The following is a 16479-nucleotide window of genomic DNA, read 5'->3' on the forward strand; positions in this document are numbered from 1 at the left end:
TTTTACATCGTTGCGATGCAATTGTCTGTCCCATTCCCTAAAGTTCACATGAAACCACGGGTTCGTCTGGCCGCCTAAACAATCGAAAGCGTTTTGCCCGAACGCTGAAGAGGCTGATGCGGGCATAATTCGTCAGCGGATACATGCTTCACCGTATAGTAGGAGTAGAATCTTTTTCTCCCGGAAGCTTCATAAATCCACGAAAAAAAGTCGAATATCGAATCATCCACCCATCTTCCGTTATATTCGATTAACGACCGCAAATATGGAATCTGAAGCTTCACGCCTCCATTCCACATGAAGATAAACGTATTAAACTCGGCATTTTTTTGCAGCAAAAAATGAACGGTACGCTCATCCAGCAAAAACTTCTCCTGATCACACAGAAATACCGGTCCCTCGTCCGTAGCAACGATGCCAATCCGCTTGCCGTTGAAGTAAACATAGAAGCCTCGGCAATGCTGGACATCCTTAGTTGCATCCAGCTCGATCTCCCGAAACGTACCAAGCTCCAGCCCCATGGCTTTATGCAGCGAAGATTCCTTAAATTTCCGAATGAATTTCATAACCGAATATTGTACCTCCCGATTCTTATGGTTCACACTCTACAGTATAAGAGGCGGTCCTCTACAATTTCTGAACAGGAACCAACAAGAACAGACCTTCGGTTGACGCATACAAAAAAATCACCGGTCATAGCGGCCGGTGATTCCTATCTTATGATTGCTTGACTAGGTCATTTATTGTATATGGGTGATTTGGATTCCATCGCTCCACTCGTCATACCATTTCTTGATGTAAGGGCTTGGCTCCTCACCCATCTCATCCTCCAGCACTTGACGCAGCAGGCTGAATTGACGGTGTACCTGGGCCGGGTTCCCCTGCAAGCCGTATATTTTCATCAATGAAAAATAGGCCTTCTCTTCCAAGGGATGCAGCCTCTGGATCGAGGCGAAGCACAGTACGGCCTCTTCGAAGCGTTCCTGATCCACATACCATTCCGCCATGGATAACGATACGCTGAGCCACAGCTCCTTCAGTCTTTGACGCTCGCCTTCCGCCCACCAATAATCATATTCCTGCAGATAATCGCCCGTATACAGCTTCATCATTTCAAGATGGCCGTCTATCGAATCGGCCGACACCGAGGGGTTCGCCATGAACCAGTTCTCCCACTCCTCGATGTCCAGCTGGACGTCTTCCACATTCAGCACATAGCCTTCCGTCGTGTTGGTGATTTGAAATCGGGTATCATAAGGCTCCAATGTTTTTCGGATATGATAAATGGCGGTATACAGCTGGGGATAGGCCATATCCATGTCGAACTCGGGCCATAGCATATCGATCAGTGCCGACTTGCGCACCAGCTGCCCCCGATGCTGCAGCAAGTAAATGAATATTTCCTGGGCCCGGGTTGTCCGCCAATGAAGCATGGCGAATTGCCCCTGCTCGTTCGGCTGTTCGATCATAACCTGGCGGAACATCGTCATCCGAATTTTATGATTGGGGTTCAGGACCTCTTCCGGTCTGGACGCAATGCGACTTCGCAACCGCTCCATCGTTTTGGCTACTCGATCGATCTGGACCGGTTTGACGATATAATCGACGGCATTCAATTCAAATGCGGTAACTGCATATTCGTGATATCCCGTCACAAATACAATGCAGAGATGGGGCTTCTGCTCCAGCAGCTGCTCCGCCAGCTCGATCCCGTTCAATTCCGGCAAGCTGATATCCAAAAACACGATATCCACGTCCCTTGCAAGAATTTCCTTTCGCCCCTCAAAAGGATTCGTATACGTACCGATTACATCTATAGGCATGGTATCCAGTTTTAACAGCTGACGTTCTAAATACTTCAAGGCCAACGGTTCGTCATCTACGAGAATTACCTTCATTCATATAACTCCTTGGATTGGAAAAATACGGTCCTATGTAAACTATATTGATTCCTGCGCATGGTTGCAACAATCGAAAGCATGTTTATGACAATATTCTCTTATTTTTTCACTTGAAAAACTCACAATTCCAAGTATAATACTTGGTATAAACAGGTTTATACGTTTGCTAAGGGGGCATTCAGCATGGAACATGGCGATAAAGAACCGACAACTCTGTCCCTTGATGATTATCTGGATCTTCTCAATTTGGCGATTCGCTTGGAAGATCGGAAGTGGCAAGCAGACATCATTCGTACGCTTCACCACATGCAGGAATCGCTGGGCGAGGAACAAGCGAAGTCGGAGGAATGCACGGAACAGGAGCTGTGGCAATGCGTGGATCAAATCAATGAACGGATGTCTGCCCTGTATCATGAATTGAAAGCAACAGACGATAAAGATATACAGCGGAAGCTGCTGGACCAAATGTGGGAGCTGAAAATTGCCCGGGTTGAGGTTTTTCGAAAAATACGCTCGATTTATCAATAAAGAACAAAGACGATAACTCCTTAGGGGTATCGTCTTTGTTTGTTATGGATGCCCTTCTGCGTCAGGATAAACCCAAATGATAATGCACAAATTCATCGTCCCGCTTATATCCTGCGGATTCATACAGGCGTTGAGCGGCGGTGTTGTGAAGCTGCGTCGAGAGTGTCAAGCCTTCGGCCTTGGTCTGAACGGCGTGCGTACGGGCTTGATGAAGCAGTTCCCTTCCAATGCCAAGCCCGCGATATTCGGAATCCACGTACAGATCATTCAGAATCCACAACCTGGACATGGATAGCGACGAGAAGGATGGATATAACTGTAGAAAGCCTGGCGTGGCCAGGGTTTCCCCTCGGGTGCAGTCCGCTAAATATATGACGGAATCGCCATGGGTCAGCCTTTCCCTGATATATTGCCGGGCCCCGTCCAGATCATCTTCCCGCTCATAAAATTGCCGATACTGATTCAACATCGAAGCCGCTTTGTCCAGATCCTTCAGCTCTGCTTGATATATGCGAATCTCTGCCTTCACATCCTTCACACCCTTTTCGTCCCTTGTTTTCCCCAAGTGTACTGGATATCCGTTAGGGTTTGGAATGCAGAATACCATGAATGGTTTGCACGTATCTTCATCTTCGCGCTGCGATAACTTCTCTTATGGACCTGAAATTTATCCTTCACGTATCGGTACTTAAATCGCACGTCCTACAATAACCAGATCCCGCTTGACTCCGTCAAGCTCCGCAACCGCTGGGAGAAGCCCCCACTGGTCGAAGCCGAACTTCTTCAACAGCTTGAGGCTTGGTTCATTATGACCGAATACGAATCCGACGAGGTTGCTGACGCGTAGACGCGGGCACTCCTCGATGGCCTTCTGGATCAATAGGCTGCCGGCACCAACGCCGCGATATTTCTCGTTAACGTAGATACTGATTTCAGCTGTCCCGTTATAGGCGGGACGGCCATAGAAGGATTGAAAGCTCATCCACGCAACCAGCCCGTCATCAGATCGCATGACCCAAAGAGGGCGAAAATCGTTGCTATGCTCTTCAAACCAGCGTATGCGGCTCTCCACCGTGACCGGCTCCAGATCGGCCGTTACTTTTCTGCTTGAAATCGTTGAATTGTAAATGCCCACAATGGCCGGCAAATCCTCTTTGACGGCATAATCGATACGGTATGGATGCGTCACGATGTTCTACCTCCGAATAGATGTCTTTATTACGAGATCTATTGTACAAGAGGTAACGGAAAAACGCTTCTATTTTCTCAAGCCGCGATTCATTCACGTGGAAAACTTTACTTACGCGATGGAACGCGATACCCTTACATTAACGGCATGATGAACGTTTTGAGTAAAGAAAGGAATGAACAGGATGAACGAACGACTGCAAAGTTTGCTGTTATCCATGAAGGATCAGGGCTGGGATCATGTCCTGGTGACAGACCCCAAGCATGTTTATTATTTGACCGGCTTTGCGAGCGATCCCCATGAGCGCTTTCTCGGCCTGCTCCTCTCCTCCGCCAATGATCCGGTGCTGATCGTGCCGGCATTGGACGCGAACGCGGCCGAGGCCGCTTCAACCGTGAAGAACATTGTCACGCATCAGGATACCGATAACCCTTACCTTTTGCTTAAGGAACAGATTCAAGGAGCAGCCGGAACGCTGGCGCTGGAGAAGGATCAACTGACCGTTTCCCGCTATGAACAGCTGCGGCAGCATGTGAACGCGGACCGCATCGAAGATGTCGGCCTTGCGCTCCGGGATCTTCGGATTCGAAAGTCTGCCGAGGAAGTGAAGATCATCAAAAATGCGGTGAGGCTGGTCGAAGATGTTCTGACGCAAGGCCTGGCCCGGGTAAAAATTGGCGTCAGCGAGCTGGAGCTTGTCGCGGAACTGGAATACTTGATGAAAAAGCTTGGCGCGGACGCTCCGTCCTTCGCCACGATGGTATTATCCGGCCCCAACACCGCCCTGCCTCATGGCGTTCCCGGTGCGCGCCGAATCGAAGCCGGGGATCTGCTCATGTTCGATTTGGGAGTATACGCCGGCGGTTATGCGTCGGATATTACCCGTACCTTTGCGGTAGGCGATCTGAAGCCGGAAGCCGTTAACATCTATGAGACGGTTCTTGCTGCGAATCTGGCCGGGATTCAGGCCGTCAAACCCGGCGTGACCTATGGCTCGATCGACCAAGCGGCACGCAATGTGATTGACGGCGCAGGTTACGGCCATGCCTTCGTACATCGCCTGGGTCACGGGCTTGGCATGGATGTCCACGAATATCCGTCCGTTCACGGGTTGAATCAGGACATATTGCAGCCTGGGGCGGTCTTCACCATCGAGCCCGGCATTTACCTGCAGGGCGTCGGCGGCGTTCGAATCGAGGACGATGTCATCGTGACCGGCGATGGCGTCGAGGTGCTGACCTCCTTCCCGAAAGAACTGACCGTCATCGGATAAAGCATGTTCAGCATGAAAAAAAGCCCGAATCACCGTTTCGCTTACGGTATTCGGGCTTTCTCTATTCAGGCAGAAGAGCCATCTTGCAGGCAGAAACACTCCTGCAAGGTGGCTCCCCTGGATGCGTTCATTATGCCTGAACCATATCCAGTTCAATATTGTCGTCGTTATACACGTCTTTATCCACTTCATTCATGACTTTCCCGGTAATCACGCCGGCCGTCATGGAGTCATTCACGTTCAGTGCCGTCCGTCCCATATCGATCAGCGGCTCGACGGAAATCAACAGGCCTGCTAAGGCAACCGGCAGGTTCATCGTGGAGAGCACGATGAGCGATGCGAAGGTAGCTCCGCCTCCGACACCCGCCACGCCGAAGGAACTGATCATAACGACCACGATCAAGGTCAGGATGAACGACCACGACGTCGGATCCACGCCGGCCGTCGGGGCAATCATGACGGCCAGCATGGCAGGATAAATGCCCGCGCAGCCGTTCTGCCCGATCGTGGCGCCAAACGATGCCGAAAGGTTCGCGATGCCTTCCGAGACGCCCAGCTTTTTGTTCTGGGTCTGCACGTTAAGCGGGATCGTAGCCGCGCTGGAACGCGATGTAAAGGCAAAGGTCAGCGTCGGGAATACCTTCTTGACGTACTTGAACGGATTGAACCCGAATATCGCCAGCAGCACCAGATGGATAATGAACATGGCGATCAAGGCCACGTATGAAGCCAGAACGAAATCGATCAGATTCATGATCACCGCAAGATCGGTCGTGGCGATCGTTTTGGCCATCAGCGCCAGAATCCCGTAAGGCGTCAGACGAAGCACCAGCGTCACGATACGCATGACCACGCCGTATACGGCGGAGATCATGTTGCGGAAGGTCTCCGCCTGCTCCTTGTTTTTACGGTCCAACCCGAGCACGGCGATCCCGATGAATGCCGAGAATATGACGACCGCAATCGTCGAAGTTCTTCGTGCTCCCGTCATGTCGGCAAACGGATTGCTCGGAATGAAATCCAGAATCTGCTGCGGCAGCGTACGGCCCTCGACATCCCCGAGCCGTTCTTGCAGCAGCGCGCCCTGCTGCTCCTCGGCAGCGCCGCCCTGAATATTGACGGCGGACAAATCGAACGCCAGCGCTGTCGTAATTCCGACAGCGGCGGCTACCGCCGTCGTCAGAAGCAGCACCGTAATGATCATTCCGCTCATTTTGCCCAGGTTCTTTCCGCCCTTCAGCTTCATGATGGCCGATATGATCGACACCATGATCAGCGGAATGACCATCATCTGCAGCAGTCTGACATAACCGTAGCCAACCAGATTAAACCAATCGGTGGATTTCACCACCACATCGGAGGTCGAAGTGTAGATGAGCTGCAGTGCCACTCCGAACAACACACCCAGTCCAAGTCCGGCAAACACGCGTTTGGTAAACGAGTAATGCTTTCTCTGCATCCAGTACAAAATACCGACCAGCAGAATCAGAACAAGGACATTGATGATAACCCAAAGCGTTTCCATCCTAATGATTCCTCCCATTCTATAAATAAGGATATACTGCGTCATCCTCATGTCATAAGTGCGCTAGTATGTATTCATATCCATTTCATAGCCCACTCTAAACATATCATTACCCGTTTGAGAAAATTCCTGTCAAAAACGTTATTTTTCTGTTGACGTGAATTATGTCGACTATGTTGATCGGAATACCACCGCATTGCTCTACTATCATATCATGTAAACTTCAAAAGGAGAACTACCAAAATTAACACAATCGTTTCAATCCATTCATTCAACGCCCCATAGGTATCTCCCGTCAATCCCCCGAGTCTTCGACTCATCCGTTCGGCCGTCAAACTTCCAACGGCCCAGGCTGCCAACGGGATGACGAGGATTCCTCCGATTCCGATCGCCGCAAGATCCAGTGTGCTTGTCGTGCACCAGAGAAGGCCTATGACGACCAGCGTTAACAGGATCGCGACTATGCCTGCCAGCGACCTCCTTCTAACGGACAGTCCGTGAAACAAAGCTGCCAGCCCCTCGCTTCCCCGTGCCATCGGCCATCGATACATGGCGTGGACCATAAACCAGCGGCTCCAGACCGGAGCGAGCACCAGCAGCCACGCTTCTTGCTTCCATACCCCCTCAGACAAATCCCAAACGGACATGATTAAGGAAGCTTTCAGAAGGAGCAGCAGCATGCAGGCCATGACCCCCATCGCGCCTACCCGGCTATCCTTCATAATTTCAAGCATTCGTTCGCGCGACCGATGGCTCAGCAGCGCATCCGCGCTGTCCATCCAGCCATCGAGATGAAGCCCTCCGGTTAACGCTACCCATGCAGCCAGCAGGATGACGGCAGCAGGAAAGGAAGGCAGCACAAAGCTTAAGCCCAGTCCCAATACGGCAACGATAGCACCTATGACTGCCCCTACGAAAGGATAAAAAACGACGCTCCGCTGTTGAACTTCGGGTGTAAAGGGAATTTCCCTCCGCACGGGAAGCCTCGATAAAAATTGAAAAGCGGCCGCAGCCGCTTCGATCATCTTGCTCATATCCGATACTCCCTGCTCTTGATTTCCATTGGAATTCCCGCGGTCACCAGAAATACCTCGTCACAGACCTGGGCCAGTCGTTGATTCATGATCCCTGCCCAGTCGCGATAAATCCGGCCCAGCGGATATTCGGGCACAATCCCTGAACCCACTTCGTTTGTTACCAATATAACCATGCCCGGGTATACCTGAACCGCTCTTGCCAGCCTGCCGATTTGAAGCCCCAGCCGCTCTTCCATGACGGCCGTGCCTTCAGGTTCGGCCTGCAGCAGCACGTTCGTAAGCCACAGCGTCAGGCAATCCACTACCACCGCAGGGGCGTCCGAGGCAGACTGGCCGAGCGTTTCGAGCAATTCGGGCAGAGCGACAGGCTCCTCCACCGTCTGCCAACCATAGGCTGTATCCTGCCTGCGGTCTTGATGAATACGGATCCGTTCCCGCATCTCATCGTCATAGGCTTGCGCAGTCGCTATATATGTACCGGAATCGGCGCGCTTCATGCACAACTTCTCCGCGAACGAGCTCTTCCCGCTCCTCGCTCCGCCCGTAACCAACACGCTTCCACGATGACTCATACGGCTCCTCCGCTGATGCCGGCGCTCTCAAACGTCGCCATCTCGTTCACGATCCTGCACGCCGCCTCGACCAGATGAAGGCACAGCACACCGCCCGTCCCCTCGCCAAGACGCATGTCCATTTGAAGCATCGGCTGGAGTCCCAGCTCTTTCAGCAGAAGAACATGCGCCTGTTCATGCGAAACATGGGAAGCAATCATATAAGGAAGGGCATCCGGGCAGATCGATTTGGCAACCAACGCCGCGGCACTGGATATGAATCCGTCAATGATGACAGGACATCCATGAGCAGCCGCCCCCAGAATCAATCCGGCCAATCCGCCGATTTCGAAGCCCCCGACTTTGGCCAGCACGTCGAGCGGGTCGGCGGCATGAGGCGCATTGACTTGTATCGCCCGTTCCACAACCCGAATCTTATGGTTCAGCCGTTCATCCGTCACGCCGGTTCCTCGTCCCACAACCTCGGATGGCTGCTTGCCGGACAGAACCGAGAAAATAGCCGCGCTTGGCGTCGTGTTCCCGATGCCCATCTCTCCGGTTACGAACATCTGCGTGCCTTGTTTAACCAGCTCTGCCGCCACCTCAGCTCCGGTCACTACGGATTGCAGCGCTTCTTCCCTTGTCATTGCGGGTCCTTTGGCCATATTGGCGGTTCCTCTGCCAATGTTCCGGGACAGGAGCCTCTCATGGGTCAGCTCGGTCGCTACGCCGATATCCACGCAATGAACGTCTGCCCCCGCTTGACGGGCCAGCACGTTAACGGCCGCCCCTCCATTCAGGAAGTTCATCACCATTTGGGGCGTCACCTCGGCCGGAAATGCGCTGATTCCTTCATCACACACCCCATGATCACCAGCCATGACAACCACGGATGTTTTGGTAAACGAGGGCTTCATTTTCCCCGTGATTCCCGCTAATTGGATCGCCAGCGACTCCAGCTTGCCCAAACTGCCCGGAGGTTTCGTCAACGTATCCAAATAGGCGGCGGTTTCCGCCTGCGCTTCGGCATCCAGCGGTTTAATGTTAGCGGTAATTCCCTTCAATCGACTTGTGAGTGTATCCGTCAATGAAACGGCCTCCTTCCTCTTGCTCCTAAATCTTACAACGCGGCTGAACCTGCGGCAACACCGCTTTAGGACCAGGTGCTGTTCGCCGTTAACAGCACCTGCGGAGCCCCATTCTCGGGATGGGTCACGATGGAGGGCTCCACCCGGAAAATCCGTCGGATATACGCTGCCGTCAGCACGTCCTCCGGCTTGCCCGCCCCTGCGATCCGTCCCTGATCCAGAACCAGCAGTTTATCGCAGAATTGAGCCGCCAGATTGAGGTCATGCAGTACGCTGATCACCGTTATGCCGGACGAGTTCCGCCACTCCGCCACCATATCCATGAACTGAAGCTGATAGCGGATATCCAGATAGGTCGTCGGTTCGTCCAGCATCAGCAGCGAAGGCTCCTGGACCATCACCTTGCCCAAAGCGACACGCTGGCGCTGTCCTCCGCTTAACTCGGTAAGCCGGCGCTCCTCCAGGCCGTTCAGATCCAGCTTTCGAATAACGGCCTCGATAAGCGGGGCCGCATCCTTATCCTCACGGCCAAGCCAGTTCAAGAACGGGAATCGTCCCATCTCCAGCACGTCCCGGACGGTAAAATCGGTAGGGTCGAGTCCCTCCTGCTGCAGCACCGCCACGATTCGGGCCAGTGCCTTCCGGTTATAGCGTCCAAGCTCCTTGCCCAGAAGCGTCACGCTTCCTTCCGTAGGACTCTCCACGCCGGATAACAGCTGCATGAGGGTGGACTTGCCGCTGCCGTTCGGTCCGATGATCCCCCACCATTCCCCTTCGGCAATGTGAAGGTCCACCCCGGATAGAATCGACGCCTTGCCATAGGCTTTGCCAAGCCCTTGGGCCGTAATCATGATAACCCCTCCCTGCGCCGTTTTTTGTTCCGGTACAGCAGATAAGCAAAGAACGGAGCGCCTATGAATGCCGTGACCACCCCGAGCGGGATTTCCGTCGGCGCCAAGACGGAGCGTGCTGCCGTATCGCACCAAACCATGAAAATCGCGCCGCCCAGCGCCGACAGGGGAACAATCACGCGGTAATCGGAGCCGGTGATCAGCCGAATCATATGCGGCACTACAAGCCCGACGAACCCGATCACGCCGGAAACCGATACGGCTGCCGCGGCAAGCAGGGTAGCGACGATCAGCACGCTGGTCTTCAGACGATCGACATTCAATCCCATATGAGCGGCCTGCCGTTCCCCGAGCGACAAAATGTTAAGCGCCCGCGACCTGCTCCATAGATATACGAAACCCGCTGCAAAATACGGGAAAAGGATGGCCGTATACGACCATCCGCGCATGCTCAGGCTTCCCATCGTCCAGTACAGGATTTGGTTCACCGTATCTTTGGACATCACCGTCAGAAACGAAACGACGGCGCCCAGAAACGACTGCATCACCACCCCGGACAGGATGAGCCCGTGGATCGGCAGTTTTCCTTGATCCCTTGCCAGCAGCAAAACGGCCCATAGGGTGCCTGCTCCGGTCAGAAACGCTACAACCGGCAGTGTATAACCTCCGGCAAAGGAATATTCCATTCCGAAAAAAATCAGGGATGCCGCGCCAAGCGCAGCACCCGAGGACACACCGAGCGTAAACGGATCCGCCAGCGGATTGCGAAGCACGCCTTGAAAGGCGGCTCCGGCCACCGCCAGGGAGGCTCCAACAAGCATCCCGAGCAGGATCCGCGGCAATCTCACCTTCATCAGGATTTGCTCGGAGGAAGCTTCCCAGCTTGGAACGATGGAATCGCCGATTCCCGGCAGCCGGTGCAGCAGCATCGCTCCAATCTCTCTCACAGGCAGGTGAACGGAGCCGATTCCGAGACTGACAACCAAGGTCAGCAGTAAAAGGATCAGGCCGGCCGCACCGAATCCTGCAAGTTTTTTACTCATGGATTCATCAATTCCGGATAAACGGCCTTCGCCACTTCCATCAGTCCTTGCGTCACGCGCGGGCCCGGACGGCTGAGCAGATTGGCATCCACGGAAATGACCTGATCGTTCTTGATGGCCTCGATCTGATCCCAGCCGCCGCGCTCCTTGATCAGCTGATCCAATGTTTTCTTGGTGGCTTCGTCCACCACATCGTCCGTGTACAGAATAACGTCCGGGTTCGCGGCGATGATGTTCTCCTCGCTGATTTCGAACCAGCCTTCCGCATCGCCTGCTGCATTGACGCCGCCAGCTGCGGTAATGATCTCATCCATGAACTCGCCTTTGCCGACGGTCCATCCCGGAGAGAACTCCACGTACACTTTCTTCTTGTCTTCATCCTTCACGGATTTCACGGCTTCCGTAACGGAAGCCAATTCCTGCTTCATCTGATCGACGACCGCTTTCGCCTCGGCTTGACGGTCCATAATTTGCCCGATCAGCTCGATGTTCTCCATCACCGCATCGATGGTTTTCGGATCGTTGACGAACAGGGTAACGCCAAGCTCGCGCAATTTCTCGGCATTCTGGGCATTCATCGAAGCGGCGAATACCACATCGGCGTCGGCTGCGATGATCGCCTCTTCGTTCACCTGGAACCCGCCCAGTTTAGGCTTGGATTTGGCCGCTTCGGGGTAATCGTCGTTATCGGATACGCCAACGATCTCCTCATCCAGTCCCAATGCAAACAGTTTTTCCGTCTCGGACGGAGTCAGGGACGCAATCTTGGTCGGCGCTTTCTCAAACGTCATTTCAACGCCCGTTGAATCCTTGACGGTCAGCGGATACGTGGTCTTAAGCTCTTCCGCCGAATCCGCCGGCGCTTCGTTATTCTGCTCTTGCTGCTGTGCCGGCGGCGTCGCATCCTTCGGTGCTGCTTCTTCGCCGCCGCAGCCGATCAAGGCCAGGGCCATCAGTATGGCTACCAGAAGTACGGACCATGTTTTGTTTAATGCTTTCATCTCTTGGAATCCCCCTAAACATAATTGAGAACCTGGCGCAGGCGTGTCTAAATTCCTTCGACCGATCCTTAACTGGTAAGAAACGTTCAATCTTCATACCCTAAGAAGCAAAAATCCCCGACTCCTCGATGACAAGGACTCAGGGATTACGTTTGTATCATAAGGACGCCGGGATAACCGTTCAACGATGGCGCCTTAAACTTCCGTCCGCATGGCTCCATGCGTCCGGTAAACGTAATCCTCTCCTCGAAGGACCGTCTTTCATTCGCTGAGGGCAGGTCTCCTGACTTGCAGGTTGTAACGACTTCTCCGCCTTCCCAAGCACTAAAGGCTCAGTGGCATATGGAAAAGTCCCTGCTTCACAGTGGCGGGACCGTGCCGGACTTGCACCGGCTTCCCTATTAACCCGGCAGAAAACAATAACGCCCTCTGTCCGGGACCCTCGCAAATCATATGAATTTATGGATGATAGGCCAAGCATGGTTTCTCTGCACAAGATTATAGGCGATAAACCATCCCCTTACAACTGAAAGTTTCGGGCGTTTCGATTGCGTCATGACACCGATTTAGCCCGTTATCGCCTATTCCGACCGAAATCATACGTTTTCGTTTTATTCGCTTAACCGTACGCCCTGCCAGCTCGCTCCGTCCCATGTCAGCTGCAGCTTGAGAACCTCGCCCGGCATAACCGACGTCGCCCAGAATTCCGTATCCGGCACGGTAGCCGCTGCCATCTCCCGAATAACGCCGCCGTGGGTGACCACAAGCACGTCAACTCCTTCAGCGAGCGTTCCTCGGCCATCATCACCACGCCTGGCCTCTGCCTCTGCCTCTGCCTCTGCCTCTGCCTCTGCCTCTGCCTCTGCCTCTGCCTCTGCCTCTGCCTCTGCCTCTGCCTCTGCCTCTGCCTGCGCAAGGGTATCCGAAGCTTCCTCCATATGCAATATTTCCTTCACATCCAAATGCAATCCCGACAAAAAGGCCTGGACGCGGGAACCGAAAGCTTCCCAGCTCTCCCCGCTGGGCGGCGTAACTTCCGCAGGGTTATCGATCCAGCGCCGGTAGAGGGAATCCGTCTTCAAATCCTCGTAGGTCTTTCCTTCCCAATCCCCGAAATCCAGCTCGCGCAGCCGCGGGTCATATCGTACGCCCGGTATAAACCGGCCCAATGCGTCATCATCAGGAACAGCACCCCTTTTTGAATCCGATAAGATCACATCGAGCGTCTGCCGGCAGCGAAGGAGATCGCTGCAATAGATCCGGACAAAATGCCTGCAACGAAGCTCCTCCCGTAGCGGGAGGAGCTGTTCCCTTCCCTCGGCCAGAATTCCCTGATCCTCATGGCCGAGATAACGGCGCTCCTCGTTCCACAACGTGCGGCCGTGGCGGACCAGATGCAGGATGATCCTCATATCCATAGGCTTCCTCCTGCCGCGGCAGCAAGTCCGAGCACCGCGGTACCCAGCATCGTAAACAAAACCGATACGCCCACAAGCAGACGGTTTGTCACCCGGATATCCTCCGCTTCGAGCGGTCGGTCGGGGTCCCCCATGTAAGCCCGGAACGAGATCACGCCTTGGTACGAATTTTCGCCTCCCAGGCGAATCCCCAGGGCACCGGCAACGGCCGATTCCGGGAAGCCGCTGTTCGGACTGGGATGCTTACGCGCATCTCGTTTAACCATCTTGATCGCTTGTTTCCACTGCAGCGAGAACATCGCCGCCGCGATGGTCAACAGCCCGGCGGTCAGGCGTGCCGGTATCCAATTGGCGAGATCGTCGAGCCGGGCGGAGGCCCAGCCTAAATGCAGGTACTTCTCGTTTTTATAACCGACCATGGAATCCAGCGTATTCACGGCGCGGTAGGCCAACGCAAGCGGCGCCCCTCCGATCAGGGCAAAAAACAGCGGAGCGATGACCGCGTCCACGATATTTTCCGCAACCGTCTCCACCGTCCCCCGCACAATTTCCCGCTCATCCAGATGAGCGGTGTCCCTCCCGACCACCATGCTGAGCGCTTGCCTGGCCTCGGCGATATTCCCGGAACGAAGATGGCCGTAGACCTCCAATCCTGCCTCGCGCAGCCCCTTGATCGCAATCGTAGTCGCAATGAGAACGATCTCCGCACCCCAGGCAAGCCAAGGATGAATCGCTTGGCACAGCTCCAGCAGCAGCCATGCCAGCACGAAGGAGCCGCCGGCCACGATCACCGGCAGCAATATCCCCGCCCGCTTCAGTCCCTGAGCGGAAGTCGTCCGCTGACGAATCCAACCTTCGACCCGGCGGATCGTCTTCCCCATGCCGATAACAGGATGCGGCAGCCATCTTGGATCTCCGATCAGCAGGTCCAGCGCGACCGCCGCCCATATGACCCATACGACGGTCATATCCGATCCTCTCTTTCGGCGGCGATGCTCTCCGTGACGCTGTCGTAGACAAGACGTCCGATCATGCCGCCCAGATCGGTCGCGGTTCCGGCATAATGATGGTTCACGCCATAGGCTGTATTGCCGCTGACCGCAAGGACCATCGCATCCGTCGTCGTCCCCGTGGCGGCGGCTCCGGTTTCATGATCCTTCACCCCCAGGTCATGCAGCGCCGCGGCTTTCGCTTCCGCTGCCGTCAGCATGGCGTTCACCATGCAAGCCGGCGTCAGCCTTCCGTCCACCACCAGCACGACATTAATCGTGCCCGGCTGGTAAGCCGCGAAGGTCGTGCGTCTCGACCCGGCGCGGGCAGCATTGCCCACGCCCGCGGTAGTACAGCATAGAACGGAAGCTTGCTCGCCCCGAGCCTCCCGAATGGAGGCATATTTCAGTTTTACAGCCGTCATCAATCCTGCCGTGGAATTGGCCGGATAGCCGTGCCCAGCCATAAAGTTAACCATATCGTTTATCGGATCGCTGCAATCGTAATGCTTGTCGACATAACGGTTCACGATATGGTCCAAGTGCAGAAAACCGCCGCCGTATATGGCGCTGCTTATGGACGCAGCCGGACTCGGAAGCGAGATCCGAATATGCGGATGCTGCTGCTCCGAATCCAAGGACACGATGGCTCCCGGCCATGCATCCGAGTTATATGGACGATTGCTGCCTTTCAGAAAAGGTACTGCCATGTTTTTTTCTCTCCCTGCTCTTTAAATATCTGAACCAACTGTACCTGTAGCGTTCTTCATATGGATCTGCTGCTAGAAATCCCTAAGTCGCGTCAGCAGAAGGATTTCCAAGGACCTCCGCGGTTATCGCCAGCAGTCTGTCGTTAGATCCGGCATCCTTAACGGCTAACCGGATGTGGCGCTCACCGAGGCCCGGGTACATGGCGCAGCTGCGGACGAGCACGCCCCGCCTGCCCATTTCCTGCTGGAACGTCCCTGCATTCCAAGGCCGCGGAAGCTCCATCAGCAGAAAATTGGCCTCCCCCGGCGTAACGTCAAGCCCCAGCGCTCGTAAACCATGTATCAGCTTCTCGCGTTCCACGCGAATCAATTGCAGCGTGTCCAGTTCATATTCCCTGCCGCTGCCAAGACAAGCCTCTCCCGCAAGCAGCGCCAGTCCATTGACGCTCCACGTCACCTGCTTGCCTGCCATGGCGCGTATCACGTCGGGGTGGGCAACCGTAAACCCGAGCCGCAGGCCCGGTATCGCATAAAACTTGGTCATCGACCGGACAATGATCGTCCGCGGATAGTCCTGCAGTTCCGGCATCAATGTCTGTCTGTCCTCCGGCGGAATGAAATCGATGAAGGCCTCATCCAGCACCAGCCAGGTCCCTTCTTGCTCAGCGCATGCCGCCAGCTCGCGAATATCCTCCAGGCTGTACTGAACCCCGTTCGGATTGTTCGGCTGTCCCACAAATACAAGATCCGTGCAGGCGATCAGCTCCATCAAATCCGCCTTGTCCGCACGCCAATCCCGCTCCGGCTCCCCGCACACGGAACGGATGTCCGAACCAAATTTCAAGGACAACTCCCGGTATTCGGAAAAACAAGGATCGACCACGCCGACCGTTCGGGGCTGCAGGCCCAGCAGCAGCAATGCCATGCATTCTGCAGCTCCATTTCCGACAAGAATGCACCGGGCATCGGTGTCCAATTCCTCTGCAAGCAGCCTCTTGAATTCGCGGTGCCCCGGATCCGGATAACGAATCACCGCGCTCATCCCTTCCTCTAACGCTGCCATGACCCCTTGGGGCGGTCCTAGCGGGTTAATATTCGCGCTGTAATCCAGAAAAGCCGAGGCTGCCCTTCCATATGCAGCCGCCGCCGTCTCCACGTCCCCGCCGTGTCCGTACACCTCGATCAAAGGTTGGTTATTATCGCTCATAAGGGCTCCTCCCGTTCCATGCCCATGGCTCTTGCAAGCCCTGCCGTTATGTAATGCCATCATTATGTCGCTACCGTCCCTGACTCGTCAACATGGAATGCTTTGTCTCTGCCTTCAAATTGGTTTACAATAGTCTGGAAGCACCACATTTTGAATTGTGACGACGGA

At 54.6% G+C, this 16479-nt stretch carries 17 protein-coding genes and 1 riboswitch; of the genes, 2 read left to right on the top strand and 15 right to left on the bottom strand.

Going from position 1 to position 16479, the window contains the following annotated elements; all coding sequences use genetic code 11:
• Positions 1 to 74: 74 nt before the first annotated feature.
• Complete coding sequence (locus tag AC3RCL_RS25740; protein ID WP_015737173.1) at positions 75 to 566, bottom strand: hypothetical protein; 492 nt, start codon at positions 564 to 566, stop codon at positions 75 to 77.
• A 174-nt stretch (positions 567 to 740) separates the two neighbouring features.
• Positions 741 to 1898, bottom strand: a complete 1158-nt coding sequence (locus AC3RCL_RS25745; protein ID WP_492532810.1) for a response regulator — start codon at positions 1896 to 1898, stop codon at positions 741 to 743.
• 186 nt (positions 1899 to 2084) lie between these two features.
• Between AC3RCL_RS25745 and AC3RCL_RS25750 the strand changes: the two genes are divergently transcribed.
• The gene (locus tag AC3RCL_RS25750; protein ID WP_492532812.1) at positions 2085 to 2429 is read left to right on the top strand and encodes a hypothetical protein; all 345 of its coding nucleotides are present in this window, start codon (positions 2085 to 2087) and stop codon (positions 2427 to 2429) included.
• Positions 2430 to 2490: 61 nt separating this feature from the next.
• Here the strand turns inward: AC3RCL_RS25750 and AC3RCL_RS25755 are convergent, their stop codons facing one another.
• Positions 2491 to 2967 (bottom strand): GNAT family N-acetyltransferase, encoded by a 477-nt coding sequence (locus tag AC3RCL_RS25755; protein ID WP_492536471.1) that lies wholly within the window; start codon positions 2965 to 2967, stop codon positions 2491 to 2493.
• A gap of 150 nt (positions 2968 to 3117) precedes the next feature.
• Positions 3118 to 3618, bottom strand: a complete 501-nt coding sequence (locus tag AC3RCL_RS25760; RefSeq protein WP_492532814.1) for a GNAT family N-acetyltransferase — start codon at positions 3616 to 3618, stop codon at positions 3118 to 3120.
• 184 nt (positions 3619 to 3802) lie between these two features.
• On the opposite strand from AC3RCL_RS25760, the gene AC3RCL_RS25765 reads away from it, so the two are divergent.
• A complete protein-coding gene (locus AC3RCL_RS25765) occupies positions 3803 to 4891 on the top strand; it encodes a M24 family metallopeptidase (RefSeq protein ID WP_492532816.1) in 1089 nt (362 codons plus the stop codon).
• A 130-nt stretch (positions 4892 to 5021) separates the two neighbouring features.
• Here the strand turns inward: AC3RCL_RS25765 and AC3RCL_RS25770 are convergent, their stop codons facing one another.
• From AC3RCL_RS25770 to cobD, 11 genes are all read right to left on the bottom strand, one after another.
• Entirely contained in the window at positions 5022 to 6416 is a 1395-nt protein-coding gene (locus AC3RCL_RS25770) for an L-cystine transporter (protein WP_096776453.1), read from the bottom strand.
• Positions 6417 to 6628: 212 nt separating this feature from the next.
• Positions 6629 to 7450 carry an adenosylcobinamide-GDP ribazoletransferase gene (cobS, locus tag AC3RCL_RS25775; RefSeq protein ID WP_192570730.1) on the bottom strand — a complete coding sequence of 274 codons (822 nt, stop codon included), beginning with the start codon at positions 7448 to 7450 and terminating at the stop codon, positions 6629 to 6631.
• Entirely contained in the window at positions 7447 to 8025 is a 579-nt protein-coding gene (gene cobU, locus AC3RCL_RS25780) for a bifunctional adenosylcobinamide kinase/adenosylcobinamide-phosphate guanylyltransferase (protein ID WP_192570729.1), read from the bottom strand. Before cobU ends, cobS begins: the two co-directional genes overlap by 4 nt.
• Positions 8022 to 9092 carry a nicotinate-nucleotide--dimethylbenzimidazole phosphoribosyltransferase gene (gene cobT / locus AC3RCL_RS25785; protein ID WP_096776456.1) on the bottom strand — a complete coding sequence of 357 codons (1071 nt, stop codon included), beginning with the start codon at positions 9090 to 9092 and terminating at the stop codon, positions 8022 to 8024. The genes cobU and cobT overlap by 4 nt, the downstream gene beginning before the upstream one ends.
• Positions 9093 to 9157: 65 nt before the next feature.
• Positions 9158 to 9943, bottom strand: a complete 786-nt coding sequence (locus AC3RCL_RS25790) for an ABC transporter ATP-binding protein (RefSeq protein ID WP_096776457.1) — start codon at positions 9941 to 9943, stop codon at positions 9158 to 9160.
• A complete protein-coding gene (locus AC3RCL_RS25795) occupies positions 9940 to 10986 on the bottom strand; it encodes a FecCD family ABC transporter permease (RefSeq protein ID WP_492532819.1) in 1047 nt (348 codons plus the stop codon). The genes AC3RCL_RS25790 and AC3RCL_RS25795 overlap by 4 nt, the downstream gene beginning before the upstream one ends.
• Positions 10983 to 11987, bottom strand: a complete 1005-nt coding sequence (locus AC3RCL_RS25800) for an ABC transporter substrate-binding protein (protein ID WP_492532821.1) — start codon at positions 11985 to 11987, stop codon at positions 10983 to 10985. The genes AC3RCL_RS25795 and AC3RCL_RS25800 overlap by 4 nt, the downstream gene beginning before the upstream one ends.
• A 256-nt stretch (positions 11988 to 12243) precedes the next feature.
• Positions 12244 to 12446, bottom strand: a riboswitch (cobalamin riboswitch).
• 152 nt (positions 12447 to 12598) lie between these two features.
• Positions 12599 to 13405: a histidine phosphatase family protein gene (locus AC3RCL_RS25805; RefSeq protein WP_492532823.1), complete on the bottom strand. Its 807-nt coding sequence runs from the start codon at positions 13403 to 13405 to the stop codon at positions 12599 to 12601.
• Positions 13396 to 14373: an adenosylcobinamide-phosphate synthase CbiB gene (cbiB, locus tag AC3RCL_RS25810; protein WP_492532825.1), complete on the bottom strand. Its 978-nt coding sequence runs from the start codon at positions 14371 to 14373 to the stop codon at positions 13396 to 13398. Before cbiB ends, AC3RCL_RS25805 begins: the two co-directional genes overlap by 10 nt.
• Positions 14370 to 15104, bottom strand: a complete 735-nt coding sequence (locus AC3RCL_RS25815; RefSeq protein WP_492532827.1) for an adenosylcobinamide amidohydrolase — start codon at positions 15102 to 15104, stop codon at positions 14370 to 14372. Before AC3RCL_RS25815 ends, cbiB begins: the two co-directional genes overlap by 4 nt.
• 82 nt (positions 15105 to 15186) lie before the next feature.
• On the bottom strand, positions 15187 to 16311 hold the full coding sequence (cobD, locus tag AC3RCL_RS25820) for a threonine-phosphate decarboxylase CobD (protein ID WP_492532829.1): 1125 nt from the start codon (positions 16309 to 16311) through the stop codon (positions 15187 to 15189).
• Positions 16312 to 16479 lie beyond the last annotated feature (168 nt).

It is taken from the genome of Paenibacillus sp. MT86, assembly GCF_058792535.1.